This window comes from Cryobacterium frigoriphilum (assembly GCF_004403305.1).
Lineage (GTDB): Bacteria > Actinomycetota > Actinomycetes > Actinomycetales > Microbacteriaceae > Cryobacterium > Cryobacterium frigoriphilum.
On record NZ_SOHE01000060.1, the window covers coordinates 140,044 to 163,131 of the forward strand.

The 23,088-nt window shown below is 67.2% G+C and carries 24 protein-coding genes and 1 tRNA gene; 16 read left to right on the plus strand and 9 right to left on the minus strand.

The window, feature by feature from the left end; translation table 11 throughout:
• The first annotated feature begins 8 nt into the window (after positions 1-8).
• The 4 genes from E3T55_RS14810 to E3T55_RS14825 are packed head-to-tail and all read left to right on the plus strand — an operon-like array spanning position 9 to position 2,352.
• A complete protein-coding gene (locus E3T55_RS14810; RefSeq protein ID WP_241993079.1) occupies positions 9-626 on the plus strand; it encodes an RNA polymerase sigma factor in 618 nt (205 codons plus the stop codon).
• Positions 623-1,255, plus strand: a complete 633-nt coding sequence (locus E3T55_RS14815; protein ID WP_241993080.1) for a hypothetical protein — start codon at positions 623-625, stop codon at positions 1,253-1,255. The genes E3T55_RS14810 and E3T55_RS14815 overlap by 4 nt, the downstream gene beginning before the upstream one ends.
• Complete coding sequence (locus E3T55_RS14820) at positions 1,255-1,593, plus strand: hypothetical protein (RefSeq protein WP_134520323.1); 339 nt, start codon at positions 1,255-1,257, stop codon at positions 1,591-1,593. The genes E3T55_RS14815 and E3T55_RS14820 overlap by 1 nt, the downstream gene beginning before the upstream one ends.
• A gap of 45 nt (positions 1,594-1,638) precedes the next feature.
• Positions 1,639-2,352, plus strand: a complete 714-nt coding sequence (locus tag E3T55_RS14825; protein ID WP_134520324.1) for an exonuclease domain-containing protein — start codon at positions 1,639-1,641, stop codon at positions 2,350-2,352.
• Positions 2,353-2,358: 6 nt separating this feature from the next.
• On the opposite strand, the gene E3T55_RS14830 is transcribed toward E3T55_RS14825, so the two are convergent.
• From E3T55_RS14830 to E3T55_RS14840, 3 genes are all read right to left on the minus strand, one after another.
• Positions 2,359-3,111, minus strand: coding sequence for a hypothetical protein (locus E3T55_RS14830; RefSeq protein ID WP_134520325.1), 753 nt, complete (start codon positions 3,109-3,111; stop codon positions 2,359-2,361).
• 240 nt (positions 3,112-3,351) lie between these two features.
• Positions 3,352-4,122, minus strand: a complete 771-nt coding sequence (locus tag E3T55_RS14835) for a peroxiredoxin (RefSeq protein WP_198418578.1) — start codon at positions 4,120-4,122, stop codon at positions 3,352-3,354.
• A 318-nt stretch (positions 4,123-4,440) separates the two neighbouring features.
• On the minus strand, positions 4,441-5,289 hold the full coding sequence (locus E3T55_RS14840) for an NAD(P)H-binding protein (protein ID WP_134520326.1): 849 nt from the start codon (positions 5,287-5,289) through the stop codon (positions 4,441-4,443).
• Positions 5,290-5,367: 78 nt separating this feature from the next.
• Between E3T55_RS14840 and E3T55_RS14845 the strand changes: the two genes are divergently transcribed.
• Positions 5,368-5,889, plus strand: a complete 522-nt coding sequence (locus tag E3T55_RS14845) for a DinB family protein (RefSeq protein ID WP_134520327.1) — start codon at positions 5,368-5,370, stop codon at positions 5,887-5,889.
• A 92-nt stretch (positions 5,890-5,981) separates the two neighbouring features.
• Here the strand turns inward: E3T55_RS14845 and E3T55_RS14850 are convergent.
• Positions 5,982-6,055 (minus strand) — tRNA-Gly (locus E3T55_RS14850).
• A 74-nt stretch (positions 6,056-6,129) separates the two neighbouring features.
• Here E3T55_RS14850 and dcd point away from each other — a divergent pair.
• The 6 genes from dcd to E3T55_RS14880 all read left to right on the plus strand — a co-directional run bounded on the left by dcd (position 6,130) and on the right by E3T55_RS14880 (position 10,133).
• Positions 6,130-6,735, plus strand: a complete 606-nt coding sequence (gene dcd / locus E3T55_RS14855; protein WP_134520328.1) for a dCTP deaminase — start codon at positions 6,130-6,132, stop codon at positions 6,733-6,735.
• Between the two features lie 54 nt (positions 6,736-6,789).
• Positions 6,790-7,314 (plus strand): hypothetical protein, encoded by a 525-nt coding sequence (locus tag E3T55_RS14860; protein ID WP_134520329.1) that lies wholly within the window; start codon positions 6,790-6,792, stop codon positions 7,312-7,314.
• Between the two features lie 114 nt (positions 7,315-7,428).
• Entirely contained in the window at positions 7,429-8,169 is a 741-nt protein-coding gene (locus E3T55_RS14865) for a hypothetical protein (RefSeq protein ID WP_134520330.1), read from the plus strand.
• Positions 8,166-8,651, plus strand: a complete 486-nt coding sequence (locus E3T55_RS14870; protein ID WP_134520331.1) for a phage holin family protein — start codon at positions 8,166-8,168, stop codon at positions 8,649-8,651. The genes E3T55_RS14865 and E3T55_RS14870 overlap by 4 nt, the downstream gene beginning before the upstream one ends.
• Positions 8,648-9,349 (plus strand): DUF3618 domain-containing protein, encoded by a 702-nt coding sequence (locus tag E3T55_RS14875; protein ID WP_241993081.1) that lies wholly within the window; start codon positions 8,648-8,650, stop codon positions 9,347-9,349. Before E3T55_RS14870 ends, E3T55_RS14875 begins: the two co-directional genes overlap by 4 nt.
• 100 nt (positions 9,350-9,449) lie before the next feature.
• A complete protein-coding gene (locus E3T55_RS14880; RefSeq protein ID WP_134520332.1) occupies positions 9,450-10,133 on the plus strand; it encodes a YihY/virulence factor BrkB family protein in 684 nt (227 codons plus the stop codon).
• Between the two features lie 100 nt (positions 10,134-10,233).
• Here the strand turns inward: E3T55_RS14880 and E3T55_RS14885 are convergent, their stop codons facing one another.
• Both E3T55_RS14885 and E3T55_RS14890 read right to left on the minus strand, forming a co-directional pair.
• Entirely contained in the window at positions 10,234-11,034 is an 801-nt protein-coding gene (locus E3T55_RS14885) for an isocitrate lyase/PEP mutase family protein (protein WP_134520333.1), read from the minus strand.
• Positions 11,035-11,104: 70 nt separating this feature from the next.
• Positions 11,105-12,424 carry an MFS transporter gene (locus E3T55_RS14890; RefSeq protein ID WP_134520334.1) on the minus strand — a complete coding sequence of 440 codons (1,320 nt, stop codon included), beginning with the start codon at positions 12,422-12,424 and terminating at the stop codon, positions 11,105-11,107.
• A 174-nt stretch (positions 12,425-12,598) separates the two neighbouring features.
• Between E3T55_RS14890 and dnaK the strand changes: the two genes are divergently transcribed.
• The 5 genes from dnaK to E3T55_RS14915 all read left to right on the plus strand — a co-directional run bounded on the left by dnaK (position 12,599) and on the right by E3T55_RS14915 (position 17,904).
• Complete coding sequence (gene dnaK / locus E3T55_RS14895) at positions 12,599-14,479, plus strand: molecular chaperone DnaK (protein ID WP_134520335.1); 1,881 nt, start codon at positions 12,599-12,601, stop codon at positions 14,477-14,479.
• Positions 14,479-15,147 (plus strand): nucleotide exchange factor GrpE, encoded by a 669-nt coding sequence (locus tag E3T55_RS14900; RefSeq protein WP_134520336.1) that lies wholly within the window; start codon positions 14,479-14,481, stop codon positions 15,145-15,147. The genes dnaK and E3T55_RS14900 overlap by 1 nt, the downstream gene beginning before the upstream one ends.
• Positions 15,140-16,150 carry a DnaJ C-terminal domain-containing protein gene (locus tag E3T55_RS14905; RefSeq protein WP_134520337.1) on the plus strand — a complete coding sequence of 337 codons (1,011 nt, stop codon included), beginning with the start codon at positions 15,140-15,142 and terminating at the stop codon, positions 16,148-16,150. Before E3T55_RS14900 ends, E3T55_RS14905 begins: the two co-directional genes overlap by 8 nt.
• A gap of 16 nt (positions 16,151-16,166) precedes the next feature.
• Positions 16,167-16,583, plus strand: coding sequence for a heat shock protein transcriptional repressor HspR (locus E3T55_RS14910; RefSeq protein WP_134520338.1), 417 nt, complete (start codon positions 16,167-16,169; stop codon positions 16,581-16,583).
• A gap of 145 nt (positions 16,584-16,728) precedes the next feature.
• The gene (locus E3T55_RS14915) at positions 16,729-17,904 is read left to right on the plus strand and encodes a class I SAM-dependent methyltransferase (RefSeq protein ID WP_134520339.1); all 1,176 of its coding nucleotides are present in this window, start codon (positions 16,729-16,731) and stop codon (positions 17,902-17,904) included.
• Positions 17,905-18,448: 544 nt separating this feature from the next.
• On the opposite strand, the gene E3T55_RS14920 is transcribed toward E3T55_RS14915, so the two are convergent.
• Genes E3T55_RS14920 through E3T55_RS14930 form a run of 3 tightly spaced genes read right to left on the minus strand, consistent with a single transcriptional unit; the run spans position 18,449 to position 23,020 of the window.
• Positions 18,449-19,996, minus strand: coding sequence for an APC family permease (locus E3T55_RS14920; protein WP_134520340.1), 1,548 nt, complete (start codon positions 19,994-19,996; stop codon positions 18,449-18,451).
• A 31-nt stretch (positions 19,997-20,027) separates the two neighbouring features.
• On the minus strand, positions 20,028-20,999 hold the full coding sequence (locus E3T55_RS14925) for a universal stress protein (protein WP_134520341.1): 972 nt from the start codon (positions 20,997-20,999) through the stop codon (positions 20,028-20,030).
• A complete protein-coding gene (locus E3T55_RS14930) occupies positions 20,996-23,020 on the minus strand; it encodes a primary-amine oxidase (protein WP_241993082.1) in 2,025 nt (674 codons plus the stop codon). The genes E3T55_RS14925 and E3T55_RS14930 overlap by 4 nt, the downstream gene beginning before the upstream one ends.
• Between the last annotated feature and the right edge of the window lie 68 nt (positions 23,021-23,088).

The following is a 23,088-nucleotide window of genomic DNA, read 5'->3' on the forward strand; positions in this document are numbered from 1 at the left end:
AACAATTAGTGAACGGCACCCGAATGTCCCTGTCTGATCGCTCCGTTCCGCGGCCGCTCGACCCCCCGGGATCCCTGCCGCGCTCGCTCGACAACGCACCCGACGGGATCCTCGCCAGTCGGGCGGCGGATGGCGATCCGCGCGCCTTCGAAGTGCTGGTGCGGCGCCATGGCCCGTTGATGCGCGCCTACGCCACCCGCATGATGGGCGGCACGAGCGAGTCGGATGACATCGTGCAGGAGAGCTTCATCGTCGCGTGGGAACAATTGCCCACGCTGAAAGACGGCAATTCCGTTCGAGCCTGGCTGATGCGCATTGCGAGCCGCAAGGCGATTGACCGCATCCGCTTGCGTAAGAACGACGAGCCCCTGCACGACTGGGATGCGGAGGCCCCGACATCGCAGTCTCCGGCGCACCGCGTGGAGGTCGCGTCGCAGCGAGAGCGGCTCACCCAGGCGTTGGCCGGTTTGACGCCGACGCAGCGACAGAGTTGGCTGTTGCGTGAGGTTGGCGGGCACAGCTACGAGGAGATCGGTGAGCAGCTGAGCATTCCGCCGTCGACGGTTCGTGGGCTCTTGGCCCGGGCCAGGCGCAAACTGGTAGAGGAAATGGAGGGCTGGCGATGACGAGCTCAGACGACACTCCCGACCGCTCCGTTGACCGCTCCGGCTCCGAACCCGAGGTGACCAACGATTCGGGTGACCTCATCGAGGTGCTCAACGACTATCTTGACCGCGGTGAAGATCCGCCTCGGGAACTGCTCGACGGTTCGCCGGATCATCAGCTGACCCTCGACGCGCTGGTGCGGTTTCGTCGGTTGACGAGGGAGCTGCTGGCCGACGACGTGGCCGCAGAACCCGCTCGCGATGACGGATGGGTCGCCACGATTCTCGCGAATATCCACAGTGAGTCGCGGGCCGGGCGATCGATTCCGTTGGCGCATCCGTCATCGATCGCCGATTTGAGCATCTCGGAGGGGGCCGTTCGCGGCCTCGTGCGGGCGGCCGGCGACGCGGTCTCGGGAACCCTGATCGGCGCCTGCCGGCTCGAGGGTGACGTGACGGAGCCGGGCTCGCCGATCACCGTGGCCGTCGAGGCGAGCGTGTTCTGGGGCGAACGCATCCGAGCGACCGCTGATCACATTCGAACGGCGATCGAGTCGGCGCTGCTGTTGCACACGGAACTCAACATTGTGGCCGTTGATGTGACCGTCACCGACGTGCACCTGCGGCGCACGGGACAGGAGAACAGCTGATGCCCGGCGAATCGGTGCCGCAGGAACTCGTAGAGAATCTCGGCCGGATCGTGCGCGAGATCGACGGGGTCACCGACCTGTATGACGCGCGGCCGACGCCGGTCGCTGCGGTGACGAGCGTCGCGATGCGGCTCACCGGGCGTGGCGCCCCTGAACCGGTGGTGGTCTCGTCGTCGGGTGACGGCCTGACCATCTGGGTGAGCCTCGCCGTGAGTGAGAATCACCCGGCCGCGGACACCTGTCGACGGGTGTTTGACGTGGTTCACGACTTCGTGGCCGCGCACGTGCCGGAGGACACGCTGCGCACGGTGAGGATCCGTGTCAGTCGCATCGGGTAGCTTGGGGGCGAGCCGGTGCCGACGCCGGTAGCTGGAAGAGAAGACATGACAACCGCCGTCAACCTGAACGCGTCGACCCTGATCGCCGACGTTCCCTCCCTGTGCGTCTTCGACCTCGAAACCACCGGAGTCGACACCGACGAAGACCGCATCGTCACCTCGTTCATTGGCCGCATCATGCGCGACGGCCAGGTGAACGGCTCGTACAGCTGGCTCGTCAATCCCGGCGTGCCCATTCCAGAAGGGGCCTCGGCCATTCACGGCATCACCGATGAGGTGGCGCAGCGCGACGGCACAGACCCCGCAGCGGCGATTGCCGAGATGCTCGTGGTGCTGCGTCGCAGCATCGCGGCCGGTCGGCCGATCGTGGCGTACAACGCGAGCTTCGACCTGTCGATGCTCAACGCGGAGGCCCGCCGCTACGGGCTCGAACCGATTGAGGACTTCGGTCCGGTTCTTGACCCCTACGTGATCGACAAGGCCATCGACAAGTACCGCAAGGGCAAGCGCACCCTCATCGTGACGAGTGAGTTCTACGGCGTCACGCTCGAGGGCGCCCACGATGCCGAAGCGGATGCCGTGGCCACCGGCCGGGTCTGCTGGGCCGTGCTGGCGAAGTCCGAGGAGCTCGAGCTGCAGGCGCTGCACGCCCGTCAGGTGGTCTGGGCGGCCGAGCAGGCCGCGAGCCTGCAGTCCTACCTGCGCCGCTCGAAGGCCGACGACCAGATCGTGATCGACGGTACCTGGCCGGTGCGGTAAAGCGCGCTAGCTCAGGCCGCCGATGCGTTCGAGTACCTTCTGCATGATCTGCTCCTCTGGGCTCAGCGAGGAGTGGTGGTTCTCGTAGAACGCCTCGAACCAGTGCAGCACCTCGGCGGCCTCGAGGCCGACGGCCGCCCAGTCGACCCCGGCCGACGCGGTGACGAGAATCGCTCCGGTCTCGAGGTCTTCTGAGGCGGTGGCGATGATGCGGTCTTCTTCGGGGCCGTCGGGGTTCCACAGCAGGGCGATACTGTGATTTTCGTCATCGCCGTGGGCGTGCTCGATCTCGCCGGATCCCAGCCACGGCAGGGTCATCAGTTCACCGGTGATGAGTACCTCGATGAGTTCGAGGGCGACCGGTTCGGTCTCCGGCACGAAGATCAGCAGTCCGCTGTCGTACCAGTCGGCGGCGTCGTCGACGGTGTCCTCGAGGTCTTCCAGCTCGCGCACCAGGGCGGTGAGGCGCATCGCCCAGGCGACGATCGCGGCGGTGTCGCTCGTGCCCCAGGGGGAATCGGCCTCGTCGCCCGGGCCGTGAAAATGAAACGTCGGCTCCCCGTCTTCGATGATGACGTGCAGCTCGCCGCTGTCGAAGCCCACGGTGATGCCCAGGGCGTGGTCTTCGTCCCAGTCGGCCATGAGGCTCGGGTTCTCGAAACCGCGGGGCAGCGCGCGCGGGGGGAGCGCGGTGATGTTACCGAGGTCGAACACCGCGCGAAACAGCACCGACGGCATCCGCAGGCTCTCATCGGCCATTGAGAACGCTCCGTTCGCAAATCGCGGTGGTGCGGTGGGTGTGGCAGCGGCGTGTGGACATGTCGAAAGTTTACTGGGAGCCTCGGACCCGCTGGGCGCGGCTCCGGGGGGCGCCGCCCCTGTACCATTCGACGGAGAGTGGGCTCGACAGCATCCGTTTCGGGCGACCTGCCGCGAAAAGTGGGCTCAACACCGTCGAATGGTACGGGGCAGGTCGGGGGCCGGGCGCGGCGCGGCTGGTCAGGCCGAGGCGAGCGAGGCCGTGGTGAGGGTGACCCGCAGAGTCTCCTCGATCTCGGCCGCACTGATCGGTTTGGTGCAGAAGAACCAGTCCTGGCAGTCGATGTCGGAGGTGTCGTCGGTGGAGTCCTGCATCCGCTCCTTGGCGGTGCCGCAGGAACCGGGCAGGGGAACGATGACGGGTTCGCCGGGAACCCAGTCGGCGGGCGTGGCCACGTCGAAGGCGTCTGCGGTCTGCAGCGCCTTGATGACGCGCAGCAGTTCGGCAAAGTTGCGGCCGGTGCTGAGCGGGTAGTAGATGATGGTGCGAATCGTGCCGGTCGGGTCGATGATGAACACCGCGCGCACGGCGGATGAGGCGTGCTCGCCCGGCATGATCATGCCGTACTGCATGGCAATGCTCATGGTGTGGTCGTCGATGAGCGGGAAGGTGACCTGCACGCCGCTGTGGCCGCGAAAGGTGATCTTCTCTTCGATCGTGCGCAGCCAGGCGATGTGGCTGTACAGTCCGTCGACCGACAATCCGACGAGATCGGTGTTGTATTCGGCGAACTCGGGCTGCATGACGGCGAAGGTCATGAACTCGCTCGTGCACACCGGGGTGAAGTCGGAGGGGTGGCTGAACAGAATCACCCAGCGGCCCGCGTAGTCGCCGGGAAAGCTGATCTCGCCCTGCGTCGTGACGGCGGTGAAGTGTGGGGCCGGGTCGCCCAGGCGGGGCATCGCGTACGGGGCGGTCGGCAGTGATGTGGTTGGGGTGATGTCGGGCATAGCGGCTCTTCTCTTGTCGATGAGTCGACGCGAGAATCCGTGGACTCGAGCCCCAGTATACCCCTTGGGGTATCTTTCTGTTATGCCACAAGCTGCCTATCGACGAATGCCGGAGACAGATGCTCAGTCGTTGAGGTGGAATGGTGCCTGGAGGTGGAGTGCGGATTTGCTCTGCAGGTGAATTGGTCGCTGTGCGGGGTCGGCTGTGGCTGGTGGGGTGATCCAGTATTCGCACCCACCGACATTCTCAGAAGAAAACTCACGTATGAGTAAACCCCACACTTGCAGCGCCCTGTGGAGGGATTATGCGGTCGTTGATCACCGGTGTCGGGTGCCGACGCCGGCGAGCAGGGCGCGGTAGCCCTCCACGTAGCTGGGGTAGGTGAACTCAAAGCCGGTGCTGCGCAGCAGGGCATTGCTCAAGCGTTTGTCGCCGCCGCGCTGGCTCTCCGCGCCGGTCAGCCGCGGTGCCGGAAGGCCGAGTTCTGCGGCCACGAACGTGAGCACCTCGGCGCTCACGACGGGAGCGTTGTCGACCCCGAGGTAGACCGGTGCGGGCGCCTCACGTCGCAGCAGCAGGTGCACGATCGCGGCCGCCGCGTCATCACGGTGGATGCGGTTCGTGTGTCGGGACTGGGCGGATACCGTCGCGGTGCCCTCGCGTACCTGTCGGATCAGTCGTTCCCGGCCAGGACCGTAAATGCCGCCCAGACGCAGAACGGTGGCGGCCGGCTGGCGGGAGTGCAGCATCCGCTCGGCCTCGAGCAGAAGCTCGTCTGTGCTGCCGGGCCGCGGATTGGCGGGGGTCTGCTCGTCGACCCAGCTGCCGTCGTTCACGTCGTAGACGGCGGTGGAGGAGACCAGCACGAACCGTCGCGGGGTCACGCCGGCCGCGTCGAGGGCATCGAGCAGGTTGCGCAGGCCGTCGATGTACGCCGCCCGGTAGGCGACCGGCGTGGGGGCGGCAGCGGCGATCGCCATCATCACGAGGTCGGTACCGGCCGGAACGGTGGGTTGCTCGAGGCTGAGGTCGACGGACTGGCCGGTGATCGCCGCGGGCAGCACGCTGGCGTCGCGGCGCAGTCCGACGACGGTGTGGCCGAGCGCGGCCAGGCGCAGCCCGACCTCGGTGCCGAGGTCGCCGCATCCCGCAATCAAAACCGTCATCTGTCTCCTCTTTCCGCCCCCTGCTGCTTTCAACGGTATGCGCCCGAAGCGCGGTTACCTGACAGTTAGCATGGGGCCATGGCTATCGTTCCCGACACTTCTGACTGGACCTGGGTGCTCGAACGCCCCTGCGGAGCGTGCGGATTGCGTGCAGGTGCGGTCGCTTTCGATGAGCTTCCGGGGCTCATCAGGGGGAACGCCGCCGCATGGCTTCCGGTGCTCGGTCGAGCGGATGCCGCGGTGCGCCCGAACGATCACACCTGGTCGCCCCTGGAATACGCGGCCCACGTGCGTGACTGCTGTCGCCTGTTCGACGAGCGACTGAGCCGCGCGCTGCACGAGAACGACCCACAGTTGGCCGACTGGGACCAGGACGCCACGGCGATCGCGGCTCGCTACGACCTGCAAGACCCCGAGACCGTGGGCCGAGAGCTCGAAGCGGCCGCGGCATCCGTCGCCGAGGCCTTCGCGGCGGTACCGGTCGGCGCCCAGGGCCGCACTGCCCGCCGCAGCGACGGGGCGTCGTTCACCGTGACGACCCTCGGGCAGTACTTTCTGCACGACATCGTGCACCACCTGCACGACGTGGCCGGCGACTGACCGGCCGCCGGGCGCAGGTTAAAGACGCCGGCGCAGTGTAGAAACTGCGCCGGCGTGAACAGGGTGCGCCACGAGTCGCGCACCGGGGGAAGTGGAGCGGATGACGGGAATCGAACCCGCGCTATCAGCTTGGGAAGCTGAAGTTCTGCCATTGAACTACATCCGCATGCCCGCAGGCGCCGCAGAGCGGCAACTGCGAACCGTGCCAGCATACCAAGCTCGCGGCGATAGGCTGGCACCGTGCTGCTCTCCGATCGCGATATCAAGGCCGAACTCCAGCGTGACCGCATTCGGATGGAGCCGTTCCTGCCGGAGATGATCCAGCCCTCGAGCATCGATGTGCGTCTCGACCGCTATTTTCGGCTGTTCGACAACCACAAATACGCCTATATCGACCCGGCCGAGGACCAGCCCGAGCTGACCCACCTGATCGAGACCAAGGCCGGCGAACCCTTCATTCTGCACCCGGGCGAGTTCGTGCTCGGCTCCACCTACGAGCAGATCACCCTGCCAGACGACATTGCCGCCCGGCTCGAGGGCAAGAGCTCGCTCGGCCGCCTCGGCCTGCTCACCCACTCGACGGCCGGTTTCGTCGACCCGGGTTTCAGCGGCCACGTCACCCTCGAGCTCAGCAACGTGGCGACGCTGCCGATCAAGCTGTGGCCCGGCATGAAGATCGGCCAGATGTGCTTCTTCCGCCTGAGCTCACCGGCCGAGCGCCCGTATGGTTCGGCCGAATACAGCTCGCGCTATCAGAACCAGCGCGGCCCGACCGCTTCGCGCTCGTTCCAAAACTTTCACCAGACGGATGTCTCGGTCACCGAAGCGGGCCACGCCGGTACCTGACGCCCCGCTACAGGGTTCACACGATTGAAACGCGCGGGCCGGTAAAATCGGAGGATGACCGACGCCGCGCGCCCCCGATTCGCCGAGGCGCTCGTCGCGCCGTCCGCCACCCCCGACTATCCCGGCCGCATGCGGCGCTTCGGCCAGCTCGTCGGAACCTGGGCCGCCAAGGGCCACCGCCTCAACGAGGAAACCGGCGAATGGGTCGAACGCGACTTCACCTGGCTCGTCGAGTTCATTCTGGAGGGGCGTGCGGTGCAGGACGTGGAGATCGTGCCGAGCGAGACGCATCCGTCGGGCTATGAAACGGTCGCAACCGCGCTGCGGGTGTACGACCCCTATGCCGGGCTCTGGCGCGTGAGCTATGTCGCGCCGACGATGGGGGAGTACTGCCACCTCGTGGCCACCCCGTACCGTAACGGGCTGCGCCAGGACGGAACCCGCACCGACGGGCGCCCGATCCGCTGGAACTTCACGTCGATCACGCCCGACGGCTACACCTGGGAGGGCTGGATGAGCGCCGACGACGGCGCCACCTGGGTGATGGTCGAGCACAACGAGGCCACGCGCCTTCGCTGACCTGACCCGGTTCGAACCGGCCCAGGTCAAAAATTCGTGAAACTTTTTTCGTGACGATGTGCCTGCTTTGTGCGTCTTAGTGGAATCCAGAGAAAATTTCACGAAGGGAGCACCATGTCCAACACCTACACCCCCCACTCTGCGCCTCCCGGGGACAGCGCGGATACCTCGCCTCGCGAGCAGGCGGCCCGTGTCGGCGGTGAGGCCGCAGCTGCCGGTCACCACGTCGCCGATGTCTCGAAAGACGAAGCGCATCGGGTGGCCTCCGAGGCTAAGAAACAGGCCTCCGATGTGCTCGCCGAGGCCCGCACCCAGCTCAGCGACCAGGCCGCCCAGCAACAGGCCCGCGTGGCCTCCGGCCTGCGCTCGATCAGCGACGAGCTGACCGGCATGGTCCGCTCGTCCGCCGACAACGGGGAGAGCGGCGTCGCCAGCGACCTCGTGCAGCAGGCCGCCCGGCGAGCCGGCACCGCCGCCAGCTGGCTCGATGCCCGCGACCCGGGTTCTTTGTTGCAGGAAGTGCGCACGTTCGCCCGACGCAAACCAGGAACGTTCATTGCCCTCGCAGCAGCCGCAGGCGTGCTCGCCGGTCGTCTGACCCGCTCGGTCGTGAGCAGCAACGACGCCGGCGACTCCGGCAGTGCGGGGGCGCATCACGACACGACGCGTGACGCTGTGCGCTCGGCGCAGCAGCCGGCCGGCACCCTCGGTGCGGCAGGCCTTGGCACCAGCGGCCTTGGCACCAGCGGGCGCGGCGCCGACGACCTCAGCGCTGATCCCGACTTTCAGCGCGGCGACGGCCAGAGCACCGGCACCGCTTATCGCGGTGTCGATGGCCTGGGCAGCGACCGATGAGCGGCGAACACGCCACCTCCGCACGCGCTACGTCTGAACACCGCGCACCCGCCGAACACCAGGCGACATCAGAGCAACGGGCCGCCGACACCTCTCTCGGCGACCTGCTGGGGGAAGTCAGCCGCGACCTGTCGACCCTGATGCGCCAGGAACTCGAGCTGGCCAAGGCCGAACTGACCCAGTCCGCGACGCGCGCCGGCAAGGGCGCCGGGTTTCTCGGCGGTGCCGGGTATGCCGGATTGATGGCCGTGCTGTTCCTGTCGATCGCCCTCTGGTGGGGGCTCGGCTACCTGGTCGGCAATGGCTGGTCCGCGGTGATTGTGGCCGTGCTGTGGGCGGCGATCGGCGGCATCCTCTATGCCAGCGGACGCCGCGAGCTGAAGGCCGTCCGCGGAGTACCGCAGACGGCTGAATCACTGAAAAAGATCCCCGAAACACTGACCCGTTCTGACAACCCGAGCCGAAATGAGGACACCCAATGACTGACCGCGCCGATTTCACGGACCCCGCCTACCCGGCAGCCCCGCGCCCCGCGCGCACGGCCCACGACGACTACCGCGACCTGAGCAGCGACGACCTCGAGGCCATGGCGGTTGCCGGCACCAACAGCGAATCCGGCACCGGCTCGAAGGATCCTGACCAGATTCGTCGGGAGATCGAACGCACCCGCCGCGAACTCGGCTCCGACGTCGACGCTCTGGCCGACAAGGTCACCCCGTCGAAGATCATCCAGCGTCAGACGGGCAAGATCCGGTCCGCGCTCGGCTCCGTGTCCGACCGTGTGATGGGCTCGGCGTCCGACGCGTCCGACGCGTCCGACGCCTCCGACGCCGTGGGCGAGCTGCCGCACACGGCGGTGCAGCAGGCCAAGGGCAACCCGATGGCGGTGGGCTTGATTGCTTTTGGAATCGGCTGGCTCGCGGCGTCCCTGGTTCCGGCCAGCGCCTCGGAACAGCGGATGGCGGCCCAGATCAAGGATGCCGCCGCGCCCCTCGTCGATGAGGCCGTGGGGGCAGCCAAGTCGGTGGGGGACTCCCTGCGGGAGCCCGCTCAGAACGCGGCCGCGGCAGTGAAGGATGCCGCCGCTGACGCGGTCGACACCGTCACGAGCGAGGCGACGGATGCGTCCGACGCCGTGAAGGCCCAGGCCCACCGCTCGGCGAATGACGTGCAGCTCTAAGTCAGCACGCCGACTGTTGTGCCCCGCTGATCCGTGAATTCGGGTTGGCGGGGCACATGCGCCCGATGCGCCCCCCGAATACCCAGACAAGGAGAGCCCGATGGCCGACTCCGGAACGAGCCAGAACCTCGTCTCTGCTCCCGCCCCTGACGACCCTCGCAAGCCGGACTCGCCGACCGAGGTCTCACCCACCTCATGGAAATACGTGCTGCGCAAGACCGTGCACGAATTCACCTCTGACCAGTGCACCGACCTCGCGGCCGCCCTCACCTATTTCGCGGTGCTGTCGATCTTTCCGGCCCTCATCGCGCTCGTCTCGCTGCTCGGCGTGATCGGGCAGGGGCCGGCATCCGTCGACGCGCTGCTGTCGATTGTGCAGTCCGTGGCCCCCGGATCGACCGTCGACCTCATTCGCGGACCACTCGAACAGTTCAGTGACTCGCCCGCGGCCGGAGTCGCGCTCGTCATGGGTGTTCTCGTGGCGATCTGGTCGGCATCCGGATATGTGGGTGCCTTCAGCCGGGCCATGAACCGCATCTACGAGATCGACGAGGGCCGCCCGTTTCTGAAGCTGCGCGCGACGCAGCTGGGGGTGACCGTCATCACGATTCTGCTGCTGCTCGTGATGGTGTTGATTCTGGTGGTCTCCGGTCCGGTGACGGATGCCGTCGGCAGCGCCCTCGGCATCGGTCAGACCGCGCAGCTGGTCTGGTCGATCGTGAAGTGGCCCGTGCTCGCCGCGGCCGTCGTACTTCTCATCGCGATCCTCTACGACGACGACTGACGTTCCGACCCGCAACGGCGATGAGCGCGCCCGAAACGGGTGGCCGCTACGGTAATAACGGTAGCGGCCACCCGTTTCGGGCGCGGTCAAGGCAGAAAGGCTAGAGCTTGAAGGGAAAGCCCAGCTCGTCGGGGTAGTCGCCGAGGGCGGTCAGGTTCGTGGCGGCCTTCTGCAGGGCCGCGAGGGTGAGGCCGAGTGTCCCGGGGCCGAAGCTCACGCGGCTGATGCCGAGCTCGGCGAGGCGCTTCAGTGGCACGAGTCCGGGGGCGCCGATCACGGAGAGGCGGCCGTGCACCTGCTCGATCGCGCGGGAGACCTTGTCTTCGTCACCGAGACCGAGGAAGAAGACCACGTCGGCTCCCGCGCCGAGGTAGGCGTTGGCTCGAGCGACGGCTTCGTCCCAGTCGCCGCCGCCGGCGAGCGTGTCGACGCGTGCATTGATGACGAGCGGGATGCCGCTCTGGTCGGCGCCGGCGCGGGCGGCGGCGATGCGGGCCGCGGCGGTCTCGATGTCGAATTGCGGGGCCTTGGCGGCGCCGACGGAGTCCTCGATGTTGATGCCGACGATGCCGGCCTCCTCGATGAGGCGACGGACATTGCGGGTGATCCCCGCGGCATCCGAGGCGTAGCCCTTTTCAAAGTCGGCGGAAACCGGCAGCGGGGTGGCGGCGGCGATGATGGTCGCCGCCCGGATGGCCTCGTCGAGGCTCAGCCCTTCGCCGTCTTCGATGCCGCGCACGTTCGAGATCGAGTGGCTCGCGGTGGCGAGGGCCTTGACGCCGGGGGCCTCGGAGACGATCTTCGCGGTGATGGCGTCCCACACGTTCGTGACGATGAGCGGCTCACCGGGAACGTGGAGTGCGTTGAACAGTTCGGCCTTCTGCAGCTGGGAGAGTGTCATGGCCCCAGTCTGACCGGCGGCCATCGCCCTGGCTAGACCGGCAGAGCGAGAGTGCAGCAGATACTCAGTACTAGTTGATCTGTTGCTGGTGGGCCTTCACCGGGATCAGCAGGAGCAATCCGACGAGCAGCACGAGCATGATGCCGAGAATTCCCCAGTAGGTTTCGCCGAAGACGGTGACCATGATGGCGAAGGCGGTGGGCGCGAGAAAGCTGACCGCGCGCCCGGTCGTGGCGTATAGGCCGAAGACCTCGCCCTCCCGGCCGGCCGGAATCAGTCGGGCCAGAAACGTGCGGCTCGCCGACTGGGCCGGCCCCACGAAGAGGCAGAGCGCGAGGCCGGCGGTCCAGAACACGATTTGCCCGCCGTCGTGCAGAAAAAACACGACGAGACCGCTCACGAGCAGGCCCACGAGGGCGGTGACGATCACGGGTTTCGCCCCGAGCCGGTCATCGAGCGCCCCGACCGCGATGGTCGCGACGCCCGCGACGACGTTGGCCGCGATCGCAAAGATGATCACCTCGCCCGCCGAGAATCCGAAGACGGATGCCGCGAGCACGCCCCCGAAGGTGAACACGCCGGCGAGACCGTCGCGGAACACGGCGCTCGCAACGAGGAAATACACCGTCTGCCGGCTGGTCTTCCAGAGCCGGGCGACGTCATGGCCGAGCACCCGGTACGACGCGAAAAAGCCGACCGTGGCTTGACGCTGTGACTGTGGAGCGCGATACTCCGGAACGCGCAGCAGCACCGGCAGGGCCGACAGCCCGAACCAGGCGGCCGCGATGAGCATCGACACCCGCACCGCGAGGCCGTTCTCACTCGTGACCCCGAACAGCCCCACCTCGGGCGCGATGAAGCCGAAGTACACGATGAGCAGCAGCACGATACCGCCGAGGTAGCCCATGCCCCAGCCGAAGCCACTGACCCGACCGATCGTGGCGGGCGTGGAGACCTGGGCGAGCATGGCGTTGTAGTTGACCGAGGCGAACTCGAAGAACACGTTGCCGGCCGCGACGAGGAACAGCCCAAGCACGAGGTAGCTGGGGCTCGCCTGCACGAAGAACATCGCGATGGTGATGGCGACCACGATGAAGGTGTTCACGCCCAGCCAGAACTTGCGCCGCCCGGACGAGTCGGAGCGTTGCCCGGTGATCGGGGCGAGCAGGGCGATCAGCAGCCCGGCGATCGCGAGGGCCCAGCCGAGCTGGGCCGAGATGACGTCTTCGTCACCGAACGAGGAACCGGTGATGTAGACGGTGAAGACAAAGGTCGTGACGACCGCGTTGAACGCGGCCGAACCCCAGTCCCAGAAGGCCCAGGCCACGACGCTGCCGCGCGTCGGGGTCGGCGTGGCAACGGCGTCGGAGCTGACAGCGGGCTCGATCATGCGCTTACCCTAGTCGTCGCCGGTAACCGGCGGGCATTTTCGCAGAGTTGAGTCACTCACACTCAACTTTCAGGCACAGAAGTTGACAAGGGTTTTCACGACCTGCAACACTTGAGTCAACAAGGCTCAAGTCTGCAAGACCTGAGATTTACACTTTGAAGGAGAACCCCCCACATGGCTCGTGCAGTAGGTATTGACCTCGGAACCACCAACTCTGTGGTGGCCGTGCTCGAAGGTGGAGAACCCACCGTCATCGCCAACGCAGAAGGCTTGCGCACCACCCCGTCGGTCGTCGCGTTCACGAAAGACGGCGAGGTTCTCGTCGGAGAAACCGCCAAGCGCCAGAACGTCACCAACGTCGACCGCACCATCAGCTCGGTCAAGCGCCACATGGGCACCGAGTGGACCGTCGGCATCGACGACAAGAAGTACACCCCGCAGGAGATCAGCGCCCGCATCCTCGCGAAGCTCAAGCGCGACGCCGAGCAGTACCTCGGCGAGAAGGTCACCGACGCCGTCGTGACCGTTCCGGCGTACTTCAACGACGCCGAGCGTCAGGCCACGAAGGAGGCCGGCGAGATCGCCGGACTCAACGTGCTGCGCATCATCAACGAGCCGACCGCCGCGGCGCTCGCCTACGGCCTCGACAAGGGTAAAGAAGACGAGCTCATTCTGGTCTTCGACCTCGGAGGCGGAACCTTCGACGTGTCGCTGCTCGAGGTCGGTAAAGACGACGACTTCAGCACCATTCAGGTGCGTTCGACCGCCGGCGACAACCGCCTCGGTGGCGACGACTGGGACCAGCGCATCGTTGATCACCTGATCAAGCGCTTCAAGGAGACCACCGGCGTCGACGTGTCCAAGGACAAGATCGCCAAGCAGCGCCTCAAGGAAGCCGCCGAGCAGGCGAAGAAAGAACTCAGCTCGAGCATGTCGACGAGCATCCAGCTGCCGTACCTGTCGCTGACCGAGAACGGCCCGGCCAACCTCGACGAGACGCTCACCCGCGCCCAGTTCGAGAAGATGACCGAAGACCTGCTCGACCGCACCAAGAAGCCCTTCCAGGACGTCATCCGTGAGGCCGGCGTCAAGGTCGGCGACATCGCCCACGTCGTTCTCGTCGGTGGCTCCACCCGCATGCCCGCCGTCTACGAGCTCGTCAAGAGCGAGACCGGCGGCAAGGACCCGAACAAGGGCGTCAACCCCGACGAGGTCGTCGCCGTCGGCGCGGCACTGCAGGCCGGCGTGCTGAAGGGCGAGCGCAAGGACGTTCTGCTCATCGACGTCACCCCGCTGAGCCTCGGCATCGAGACCAAGGGCGGCATCATGACGCGCCTCATCGAGCGCAACACGGCCATCCCGACCAAGCGCAGCGAAACCTTCACCACGGCCGACGACAACCAGCCGTCCGTCGCGATCCAGGTCTTCCAGGGCGAGCGTGAGTTCACCCGCGACAACAAGAACCTCGGAACCTTCGAGCTCACCGGCATCGCGCCGGCGCCGCGCGGCATTCCGCAGGTCGAGGTCACCTTCGACATCGACGCCAACGGCATCGTGCACGTGTCCGCCAAGGACAAGGGCACCGGAACCGAGCAGTCGATGACCATCACGGGCGGTTCCTCGCTCGCGAAGGAAGACATCGAGCGCATGGTACGCGAGGGTGAAGAGCACGCAGCAGAAGACAAGCGCCTGCGCGAGGTTGCCGAAACCCGCAACACCGCCGAGCAGCTCGCCTACTCGATCGAGAAGCTCATCAAGGACAACGACGACAAGCTGCCCGAAGACGTCAAGACCGAGGTTCAGGCTGACGTCGACGCCCTCAAGTCCGCGCTCGCCGGCGACGACGAAGCGGCCGTGAAGACCGCCTACGACAAGCTGAACGAGAGCCAGGGCAAGATCGGTGAGGCCATCTACAAGAGCAGCCAGGCGGATGCCGCCGCTGCTGATGGCGCACCGGCCGACGATGCTCCCGCCGAAGAAAACAAGGACGAAGACGTTGTCGACGCCGAAGTTGTGGACGACGACGAGCCCGCCAAGGACGAGACCAAGAAGTAATGGCAGACAAAAACAAGAAGAAGCGCCCAGAGGACGCCGCGGGGGAGCCCACTCAGGGCGCCCCCGCGGCGGGCACGCCCGTGCCCGCCGAGTCCGTTCCCGCTGCGCCAGAGTCGGCTGAGGCCGCCGAGGCTCCAGCGGCTGGCGCCCCGAGCGCGGACCCGGCCGCGGCATCCGCGGATGGCATCGAAGAGGACGAACTGACGGTTCAGGACATCCTCGACGCTGCCGCGCGCGAGGTAGCCGAACCCACCAGCGAGCACCTCGCCGACCTCAAGCGGGTGACCGCCGAGTACGCGAACTATCGCAAGCGCACCGAGGCCAACCGTGCCATCGAGAAGGAGCGCGTGACCGGCGACGTCGTCAAGCTGCTCATTCCCGTGCTCGACGACATCTACCGGGCCGAAAAGCACGGCGACCTCGTTCCCGACAGCGCGTTCGCGGCCATCGCGGCCAAGCTGCGGGCGAGCGTGGAACGGCTCGGCCTGACCTCGTTCGGTGAGGTCGGCGAGGTCTTCGACCCCACGATGCACGAAGCCATCTTCCAGCAGCCCTCCAGCGCCGTCGACGTGGACACCGTCGGCGACGTGGCAGAAACCGGCTATCGCCTTGGCTCGACCCTGCTCCGCGCGGCCAAGGTCGTCGTTCAGGTTCCGAGCGATGGCTAGTCAGGACTGGTTCGATAAGGACTTCTACCGCGTTCTCGGTGTCTCGAAAGACGTCACCCCGGCGGAACTGAAGAAGGCGTACCGCAAGCTGGCACGCAAGTATCACCCGGATTCCAACCCGGGCAACGCGAGCGCCGAAGCCAAGTTCAAGGAATTGAGCGAGGCCAACTCGGTGCTCGCCGACCCCGCGCAGCGCAAGGAGTACGACGCCGTGCGCGCGATGGGCAGTGGAGCACGCTTCACTGCCCCCGGGGGCGGCGGCCAGAACGGCGGCTTTGAAGACGTCTTCGGTGGAATGTTCGGCGGCCAGGGGCGACCTCAGCAGCAGAACTATTCCTTCGAACAGGGCGGCTTCGACGATATCCTCGGAGGGATGTTCGGTAGAGGTGGCGGTGGCGGTGGCGGCGGTTTCGGTAACTCCAGTGGGGGATATCGGGGCACCGGCGCGCCCACGCGTGGCCGCGACGTCGTCGCGTCGACGACCGTGGACTTTCTGACCGCGACGCAGGGCGACCAGATCACCCTGCAGACGCAGGACGGCCGCCCCCTCAAGGTGCGGATTCCGGCCGGCGTCAGCGACGGGCAGAAAATCCGCCTGCGCGGCAAGGGGCAGGCCAGCCCCGACGGCGGCGAAACCGGAGACATCGTGCTCACCATCACCGTGCGCAAGCACCCGGTGTTCGAGCGCGAAGGCCTGAACCTGCGCGTGAACGTTCCCGTCACGTTCGTTGAAGCGACCCTCGGCGCCACCATCGAGGTGCCCACCCTGGGCGGCTCTCCGGTGCGGCTGCGCGTTGCCCCCGGCACCCCGAGCGGGCGCGTTCTGCGCGTTAAGGGTCGCGGCGTGGTCACCCCCAAGGGCACCGGTGACCTGCTCGCCGTGGTTCAGGTGGCGGTTCCCTCGCACCTGTCCAAGGACGCGACCGAGAAGCTCGCGGCTTTTGCCGAATCGCTGCCCAAGGAAAACCCGCGCGACGACCTGATCGCGCGGGCCCAGGGCTAGCGGCCCGGGGTTGACGATGGACGAGAACACACCCGTGTTTGTCATTTCGATGGCGGCCGAACTGTCAGGGATGCACCCGCAAACCCTGCGCCAGTACGACCGCCTCGGCCTCGTCAGCCCCGAGCGCACCCCCGGCAAGAGCCGCCGTTACACGATGCGCGACATCGTGAAGCTGCGGGAGATCGCGGAACTCGGCACCGAGGGGGTCAGCCTCGAGGGCATCCGTCGCATTCTGGAGCTCGAAGATCACGTGCGGCGCCTGGAATCGCGCCTGCGTGACCTGGAAACGACCCTCGCGGACGAGATGCTGCAGCGCCCCGGACGCCGCGTTTTCGCCGCCGGTGCGGCGGGCGATGTGATCTCGATGAAGGCCGGAACCCGCACACGCCGGTCGAATCAAGTCGTGATTTGGCGTCCGTTAGACCACACTTAGGTCAGAGCGGCACACGACACACCCAGCTTCACGGCCCATAGTCGTGAGGCAACTCATTTAATACCAGACACGCATCACCATCACCAGCAGTTTCTACCTGTGCGGGTTTACCCGCACAACTGCACCACACTCTTCAGGGGGAACGATGTCCGATCAGGGCACACAAGCACGCACAACCGTCGCCACGCCGCAGGGTTTCGACTTCGACAAGCTGCGCCGCCGGCCCGATGTGGAAGCGGACAACCTCTTCGCCGTCGACGCGAGCGACCGCCTGATTCTCGACGAAGCGGCCGGCGCGCTCGCGGTCGCCGGCCCCGGCGAGGTCGTCGTGCTCGGCGACCGTTACGGCGCACTCACCCTCGGTGCGGCCGCCCTGCACGATGTGCGGGCAATTCGCGTCTACCAGGACGCCCTCTCGGGCGAGCAGGCCCTCGACAGCAACGCCGTCGCCTTCAAGCTGACCAACGCGTATCGCTCCCACGACCTCGGCTCCGAGCTGCTCACCGGCGCCCGCGTCGTGCTGCTGCAGCTGCCCCGCGGCCTCGACGAGCTCGACGAGATCGCCGCCGCGATCGCCCGCTACGCCGCCCCCGACGTGCTGATCTTCGCCGGTGGCCGCATCAAGCACATGACCGTGACCATGAATGAGGTGCTGCGCCGCCACTTCGGCGCCCTCAACATCGCCCCGGCCCGCCAGAAGTCCCGCGTGCTCATCGTCTCCACCCCGCTCGCGGCCGCTGCGAGTGCAGCGCAGGCCTGGCCGCGCTCCGAGGTGCACGAGGACCTGGGCCTGACCGTGCTCGCCCACGGAGCCGCCTTCGCCGGAACCGGCGTGGACATCGGCACGCGCGCCCTGCTCGACGTGCTCGATCGCATGAAACCGGATGCCGAAACCGCCATCGACCTCGGCTGCGGCACCGGGGTACTCGCCGTGGCCCTCGCGCAGCAGCGCCCGCGCCTGCGCGTGCTCGCGACCGACCAGTCCTCGGCGGCCGTCGCCTCGGCCCGAGCAACAATCGACGCCAACGCGGTGGCCGAGCGGGTCACCGTGGCACGCGACGACGCCCTGACCGGGCGACCGGACGCATCCGCTGAACTGATCGTGCTGAACCCGCCGTTCCACATCGGCTCCTCGGTGCACGCCGGGATCGCCCTGAAGCTCTTCGAAGACGCAGCCCGGGTGCTGCAGCCCGGTGGCGAACTCTGGACCGTGTGGAACACCCACCTCGGCTACCGCCCCGAGCTCAGCCGCCTCGTCGGCCCGACCCGGCAGGTGGGCCGCAACACGAAGTTCACCGTGACGGTCTCCACCCGCCGCTAGGTTGACGCGGCCGCAGCGTTCGGCTGGCAGGGCTAGGACCGGTGAAAAGCGTGCTCAATATTGGTGGGCACGCGGCGAGCGGATGGTGCGGCTCGCGCTGCTGAGACTGGTCGCCGGGCCGCTGATGCGGCCAGACAACTGCGCGTGCGCCCAGAAGAGGCTCGGCAGGCGATTGTGCGCCCGAAACCTGCTCATGCGCCCGCGATCGCGGGCGCATGAGCAGGTTTCGGGCGCATGACGGCTGGGGCGTGCAGGTTTTGGGCGCAGGTGCAGCTTGGGGCTGCGCGACGAGGCGCGCGCTTGGGGCGCGCGTGCAGGTTTCGGGCGCAGGTGCAGCTTTAACGCGGGTGATGCTGAGCGAATTCTGGGTGCGTGAGCAGGTTCTCGGCGCACAAGCACCCGACGGGCGCCCAGACGACCGCCGGCCCGATCCCGTATACCCGCGCCGGCGCATCCCCAGCGCTTTCTGGAGCGAGAGCGGGTGAGATGAAGGTTCGAGCAGCTCAAAGCTCGCAGCTCGCGGCGACTTGCTGGGACATGCCGACTAGAGGTCCTTCGAGCTGCCCTTCGTGAGGGTCTTGCCCTGGAAGAACGCCGGGTTGGCGCGGCGCTGCAGCAGCATCAGCACCACTCCGGCGATGAAGAGCACCATCGCGAGCACGAACACGAGGCCCAGACCGCCGATGTTCGAGCCGCTGCCGTACTCCGGGTTCATGCTGTCGATCAGTGTCGTGACGAAGATGACACTGAGGATCACCCCGCCGACCAGCGGCGCGAGGAACTTGAGCAAGAACGACCGCGCGCTCCTGAAGGCTTCGGCGCGGAAATACCAGACGCAGGCGAACGCCGTGACTCCGTAGTAGAAGCAGATCATCATGCCGAGGGTCAGGATCGTGTCGGTGAGAACGTCGGTGCTCAGCACCCGCAGCACCGCATAGAACCCCCAGGCGACGATGGCGGCCATGATGGTCGCGAACCCCGGGGACTTGAAGCGCGGGCTGATGGTGGCGAACCGGTTCGGGAAGGCCTTGTAGTGGCCCATGGCGAGCATCGTGCGCGCCGGGCCGACGAAGGTCGACTGCAGTGACGCCGCCGAGCTGGAGAGTACGGCGAGGGAGAGCAGAATCGCAAACGGCCCCATCACCGGGCCCGCCAGGGCCGCGAAGACGTTGCCCTGAATCTCCTCGTTGCCGAGGCCGAGCTCGCCGGTGCCGATGCCCGAGAACATCAGCGCCGAGATCGCGACCAGAATGTACAGCGCGAAGATGATGACCACGGTGAGGGTCGCCGCGCGGCCGGGCGTGGTCTTGGGATTCTTGGTCTCCTCGTTCATGGTGAGGGTCACGTCCCAGCCCCAGAAGATGAAGATTGACAGCGACACCCCGGCGGCGAAGGCCGAGAAGTCCGGCACCAGGAACGGGTTGAACCAGTTCGGGCTGAAGGCGAGCTCGTCGAAGGCCGAGCCGTTGCCGAACGCGACGAGGGCGGCGACGCTGAACCAGACCAGCACCAGGAGCTGGAACGCGACGAGCACGTACTGCACGGCCTTGGTCGTCTCCATGCCGCGGTACGACACGTAACAGGCCAGTGCCATGAAGACCAGACAGGTGACCACGTTGATGACGACGTTGTTGGTGAGGTCGGCGAGACCAGGATTGTTGAACAGCTGCGCGAGCGCGAGGTACAAGAAGTCGACGGCGACCCCGGCCAGGTTGGAGAGCACCACGACGGTCGCGACGATGAGCCCCCAGCCGCCCATCCAGCCGATCCACGGTCCGAAGGCCCGGGTCGCCCAGGTGAACGACGTGCCGCTGTCGGGCATCGCGTTGTTCAGCTCCCGGTAACCGAGGGCCACGAGCAGCATCGGGATGAACCCGACCAGGAAGATGCCCGGCATCTGCGTGCCGACCGCGGCGACCGTGGGGCCGAGCGAGGCCGTGAGCGTGTACGCGGGGGCAATGCAGGAGATGCCGATGACCGTGGCGCCGAGCAGCCCGATGGACCCGGCGCGCAGGCCCTTGGCGGAGAGACCGCCGGCAGCCGGAAGAGAGGACGTATCGGGCGTGGAGCCCGGTGAGGGGGTGTGTGCCATGGTCCTGGTCCTTGGGTTCGGCGGACTCGGGTCAGTGAGTCCGGGCTGGCGGAGCGGGGGTGGGGGGAATGCGGGTGGGCGGAGCGGGGTGCGGATGCGTGTTGGGCACGACGACCAGGGGAACCGGCAGAGCGTGCAGCATCCGGTTGGCGGTGATACCGAGAAAGATCGTGCTGGGGCGGGCCAGCCGGCTCGACCCGACGAAGACGACCTCGCTCGGGTCCCAGCCCAGAGCCTCGACCGCGGCCTCGACGCTCGATCCGGTGGCGACCTCGGTCTTCACGGTGCCACGTGCGGTGGACTTCGCGCGGAAATAGTCGAGCACGGCCACGAGGTGCGCGGCGCTGCCGGCGTGGGCGCTGCCGGCATGGTCGTGCCCGGCCTGGGGCGGATGCGGCTTGGGGTGCGCCGGGCGGCCGTGCGCGGCATCCACTTCGACGAGTGTGACAAAACGCAGGTCGACACTGAGGCCATTGGACAGGGCGATCATCGAGTCGAGCAGGGCCTCCCAGCCTGGTCGGGTGCCGATGGCGCACGTGATGCGGGTCAGCGCGGCCGGCGCACGATACCCGTGCGGGGCGAGCGCGACCGGCACCGGCGAGGCGTGCAGCAACGCGTTGGCGACGCTGCCGATCGAAAAACGATTCAGGATGCCGCCGCGCGCCGCCCCGACGACGATGCGGTCGGCATCGAAGTTTTTGGCGGCCTCGATCAGGCCCTCCGAGGTGGAATCGGCCCACAGCAGGTGGGTGCTGGCGGTGACATCGGCGGGTACGCGCGCGGCCGCACCGGCCAGCCACTCACGCCCCTGTTCCTCGAGCAGGGAATCAAAGTCGGCGGTCGACGACGGCACCTTGGCCGGCACGGCCGAGGACCGCGGCAGAATCAGGCACAACCGCAGCTCGGCGGCGGTGAGTCGGGCGAGAGCGACCCCGAGTTCGATCGCCTCGTTGCCGCGTTCGGTCGCCTCGTAGGCGACGACATAGTTGGCGACTCGGGTCATTCCACTACCTCCTCGTGGTGGGTGTGCGGGGCGTGGTCGTGCCCGGCCTTCTCGTGCGCGGTGTGGTCCTGACCGGGGGCGCAGTGCGCGGCGGGGCTCGGCGCGACGTCGAGCGAGGGGTTGCGGTCGAAGAACCCGACCGGCTTGAGCCAGAACGCGACCGTGTCGCTCGGCATGATCGGCCAGTCCTCCGGCCGGGTGACGTGGTGGATACCGAACGTGTACCAGAGCACCAGGTCGGTGCCGCGCACCGGACGCTGCGCCCGGATCCACTCGGGCAGGCCATGGTCGATGCTGCTCTGGTTCACGAATTCGCCGCATGGCCAGCGCTCCGACTCGTCGTTCGGCGTCACCCAGACGGTGTGGCCGATGACCTGCGCCCGCTGCAAGACCGGTGAGCCTGAGTCGAAGAACGACGGGATCGCGCCGCTCGGCACGAGCTTGTACGACACCGGGGTGCCGAGCCCGTTGAGGGAATTCTCGTTCACGACCTTCCAGGCCCGCTGGGTGTTCCAGTCGAAGTCGTCGAAGCCCTCGGTCTCGATCGGGGTGTTCAGCTGGGTGAGGGCCAGGCCGTGCGGGTTGTCGGGGCCGGTCGGCACGATGTGGGTCTCGGAGCGGAACACGGTGTTCTCGGTACCGTCGACGTCGAGGTCGAGCCGGGCGACGATGAAGTGTTGGTGGATGGGCGCGTAGGTGCGGGTGTCGACGAGGGTGCCGTTCGGGTGCGGCGCTCCGGCGTCGAGGTGGGTGACGACCATGATGCCGGTGGCGCGCACCTCGCACTCGATGTTGCCGTCCTGATAGAAGCGCCAATAGACCAGGTACTCGTAGTTCGCGACGGTGACGTGGAAGGACACGACGAGGCGGCGCATCCGTCTCACCTCGGCGCCCGCGTCGTGGTCGACGTGCTTCCAGAGCACGGCGTTGTCTTCTTCGTGCACGCAGAACGCGTTGGGGATCTCGTAGGGCTCGCCCTTGCTGTTGTGCAGCACGGCGTCGATGTAGCGGATCTCGCCGAGGCAGTCACAGCCGAGCTCGAGCGAGGTGGTCATGAACCCGAGGCCCCACTCGCCGATGTCGAACGCGGTGCGGCGAAAGTGGTCGACGCTCGGGTCGCGGTACGGCACGACCATTTCACTGAACGAGAGCCGGTTGGCGATCGGCCGGTCGCGCTCGCCGCCGACGGCGTGGCCGTCGCGGTAGCTGACCCGGTGCAGGGTCATGCCCTCGCGGTAGTTGAAGCCGACCCGCATCGACCAGCCCTGCCACTGGATCAGGTGGCCGTCGACCGAAAATCCGGGGCCCTCGGTCTGCACGATGTCGAGCGGGGTGAGCGGCGGGCGCACGCTCTGGGCGCGGATGCGCTCGGGCACCAGGTGCGGAACGTACTCGCCCATGATCTTCGGGGCCTCGACGGTGAAGGAGTCCTCGATCTCGAGCAGTTCCATGGTGTTCACGTCGATCACGAAGTGCAGGCCGTTCACCGGGCCCGCATAGGGGTTGGCGCCGGCGGAGGCTCGCACCCAGATATCCGCCCAGCCGAGACGGCGGCCGCGGAACTTGTCGGGGATGACGGCGTCGCCGTAGGTCCAGGTGTCGATGAAGACGAGGCTGAGGTCGGTGATGCCGCGCCCGGCGAGCACCGCGATCACGTCGGGGTGCGAGCGCAGGGCGGCATCGGCCTCTTCCCACTCGTCGACGGTGAAGTTGGCCTGCACGCCGGGAACGTGGGTCCAGTCGAGGGTGCGGTCGTCGCTCAGCGAGACGACAGCCGTGAAGGTCTCGTTGGCGGCGCGGTTGAGCACGACGAGCCGGGCGAGGCGGGCGGGAACCGTGCCCTCGGTCTCGAAGGCGGCGATCGCGGCGCGCGGCGGCTCGACGAGCTCAATCGAGGCGAAGCGCCAGCCGTCGGCGACGCCGTGGTCCCGGCCGAGGATCGCACTCGCGTGGCTGAACTCCGCGGCCCTCAGCGGATCTAGCGGATGCGAGCCGGTCGAGTGGGTACGGATAGGCGTCACAGATCTCATCCTCTGCAGTGGGCGAGGCACGGCGGTGTGCCCCTGTTGCGTGCACCGAAGTGCGGTAA

What these genes read in the sequence shown, in the direction of transcription:
- E3T55_RS14905 (WP_134520337.1), top strand. Translation starts at nt 15,140, where the DNA reads ATGGCTAGTCAGGACTGGTTCGATAAGGACTTCTACCGCGTTCTCGGT.
- E3T55_RS14880 (WP_134520332.1), top strand. Translation starts at nt 9,450, where the DNA reads ATGGCCGACTCCGGAACGAGCCAGAACCTCGTCTCTGCTCCCGCCCCT.
- dnaK (WP_134520335.1), top strand. Translation starts at nt 12,599, where the DNA reads ATGGCTCGTGCAGTAGGTATTGACCTCGGAACCACCAACTCTGTGGTG.
- E3T55_RS14915 (WP_134520339.1), top strand. Translation starts at nt 16,729, where the DNA reads ATGTCCGATCAGGGCACACAAGCACGCACAACCGTCGCCACGCCGCAG.
- E3T55_RS14925 (WP_134520341.1), bottom strand. Translation starts at nt 20,999, where the DNA reads ATGACCCGAGTCGCCAACTATGTCGTCGCCTACGAGGCGACCGAACGC.
- E3T55_RS14840 (WP_134520326.1), bottom strand. Translation starts at nt 5,289, where the DNA reads ATGACGGTTTTGATTGCGGGATGCGGCGACCTCGGCACCGAGGTCGGG.
- E3T55_RS14860 (WP_134520329.1), top strand. Translation starts at nt 6,790, where the DNA reads ATGACCGACGCCGCGCGCCCCCGATTCGCCGAGGCGCTCGTCGCGCCG.
- E3T55_RS14835 (WP_198418578.1), bottom strand. Translation starts at nt 4,122, where the DNA reads ATGCCCGACATCACCCCAACCACATCACTGCCGACCGCCCCGTACGCG.
- E3T55_RS14825 (WP_134520324.1), top strand. Translation starts at nt 1,639, where the DNA reads ATGACAACCGCCGTCAACCTGAACGCGTCGACCCTGATCGCCGACGTT.
- E3T55_RS14870 (WP_134520331.1), top strand. Translation starts at nt 8,166, where the DNA reads ATGAGCGGCGAACACGCCACCTCCGCACGCGCTACGTCTGAACACCGC.
- E3T55_RS14820 (WP_134520323.1), top strand. Translation starts at nt 1,255, where the DNA reads ATGCCCGGCGAATCGGTGCCGCAGGAACTCGTAGAGAATCTCGGCCGG.
- E3T55_RS14900 (WP_134520336.1), top strand. Translation starts at nt 14,479, where the DNA reads ATGGCAGACAAAAACAAGAAGAAGCGCCCAGAGGACGCCGCGGGGGAG.
- E3T55_RS14875 (WP_241993081.1), top strand. Translation starts at nt 8,648, where the DNA reads ATGACTGACCGCGCCGATTTCACGGACCCCGCCTACCCGGCAGCCCCG.
- E3T55_RS14890 (WP_134520334.1), bottom strand. Translation starts at nt 12,424, where the DNA reads ATGATCGAGCCCGCTGTCAGCTCCGACGCCGTTGCCACGCCGACCCCG.
- E3T55_RS14885 (WP_134520333.1), bottom strand. Translation starts at nt 11,034, where the DNA reads ATGACACTCTCCCAGCTGCAGAAGGCCGAACTGTTCAACGCACTCCAC.
- E3T55_RS14830 (WP_134520325.1), bottom strand. Translation starts at nt 3,111, where the DNA reads ATGGCCGATGAGAGCCTGCGGATGCCGTCGGTGCTGTTTCGCGCGGTG.
- E3T55_RS14815 (WP_241993080.1), top strand. Translation starts at nt 623, where the DNA reads ATGACGAGCTCAGACGACACTCCCGACCGCTCCGTTGACCGCTCCGGC.
- E3T55_RS14920 (WP_134520340.1), bottom strand. Translation starts at nt 19,996, where the DNA reads ATGGCACACACCCCCTCACCGGGCTCCACGCCCGATACGTCCTCTCTT.
- E3T55_RS14865 (WP_134520330.1), top strand. Translation starts at nt 7,429, where the DNA reads ATGTCCAACACCTACACCCCCCACTCTGCGCCTCCCGGGGACAGCGCG.
- E3T55_RS14845 (WP_134520327.1), top strand. Translation starts at nt 5,368, where the DNA reads ATGGCTATCGTTCCCGACACTTCTGACTGGACCTGGGTGCTCGAACGC.
- E3T55_RS14910 (WP_134520338.1), top strand. Translation starts at nt 16,167, where the DNA reads ATGGACGAGAACACACCCGTGTTTGTCATTTCGATGGCGGCCGAACTG.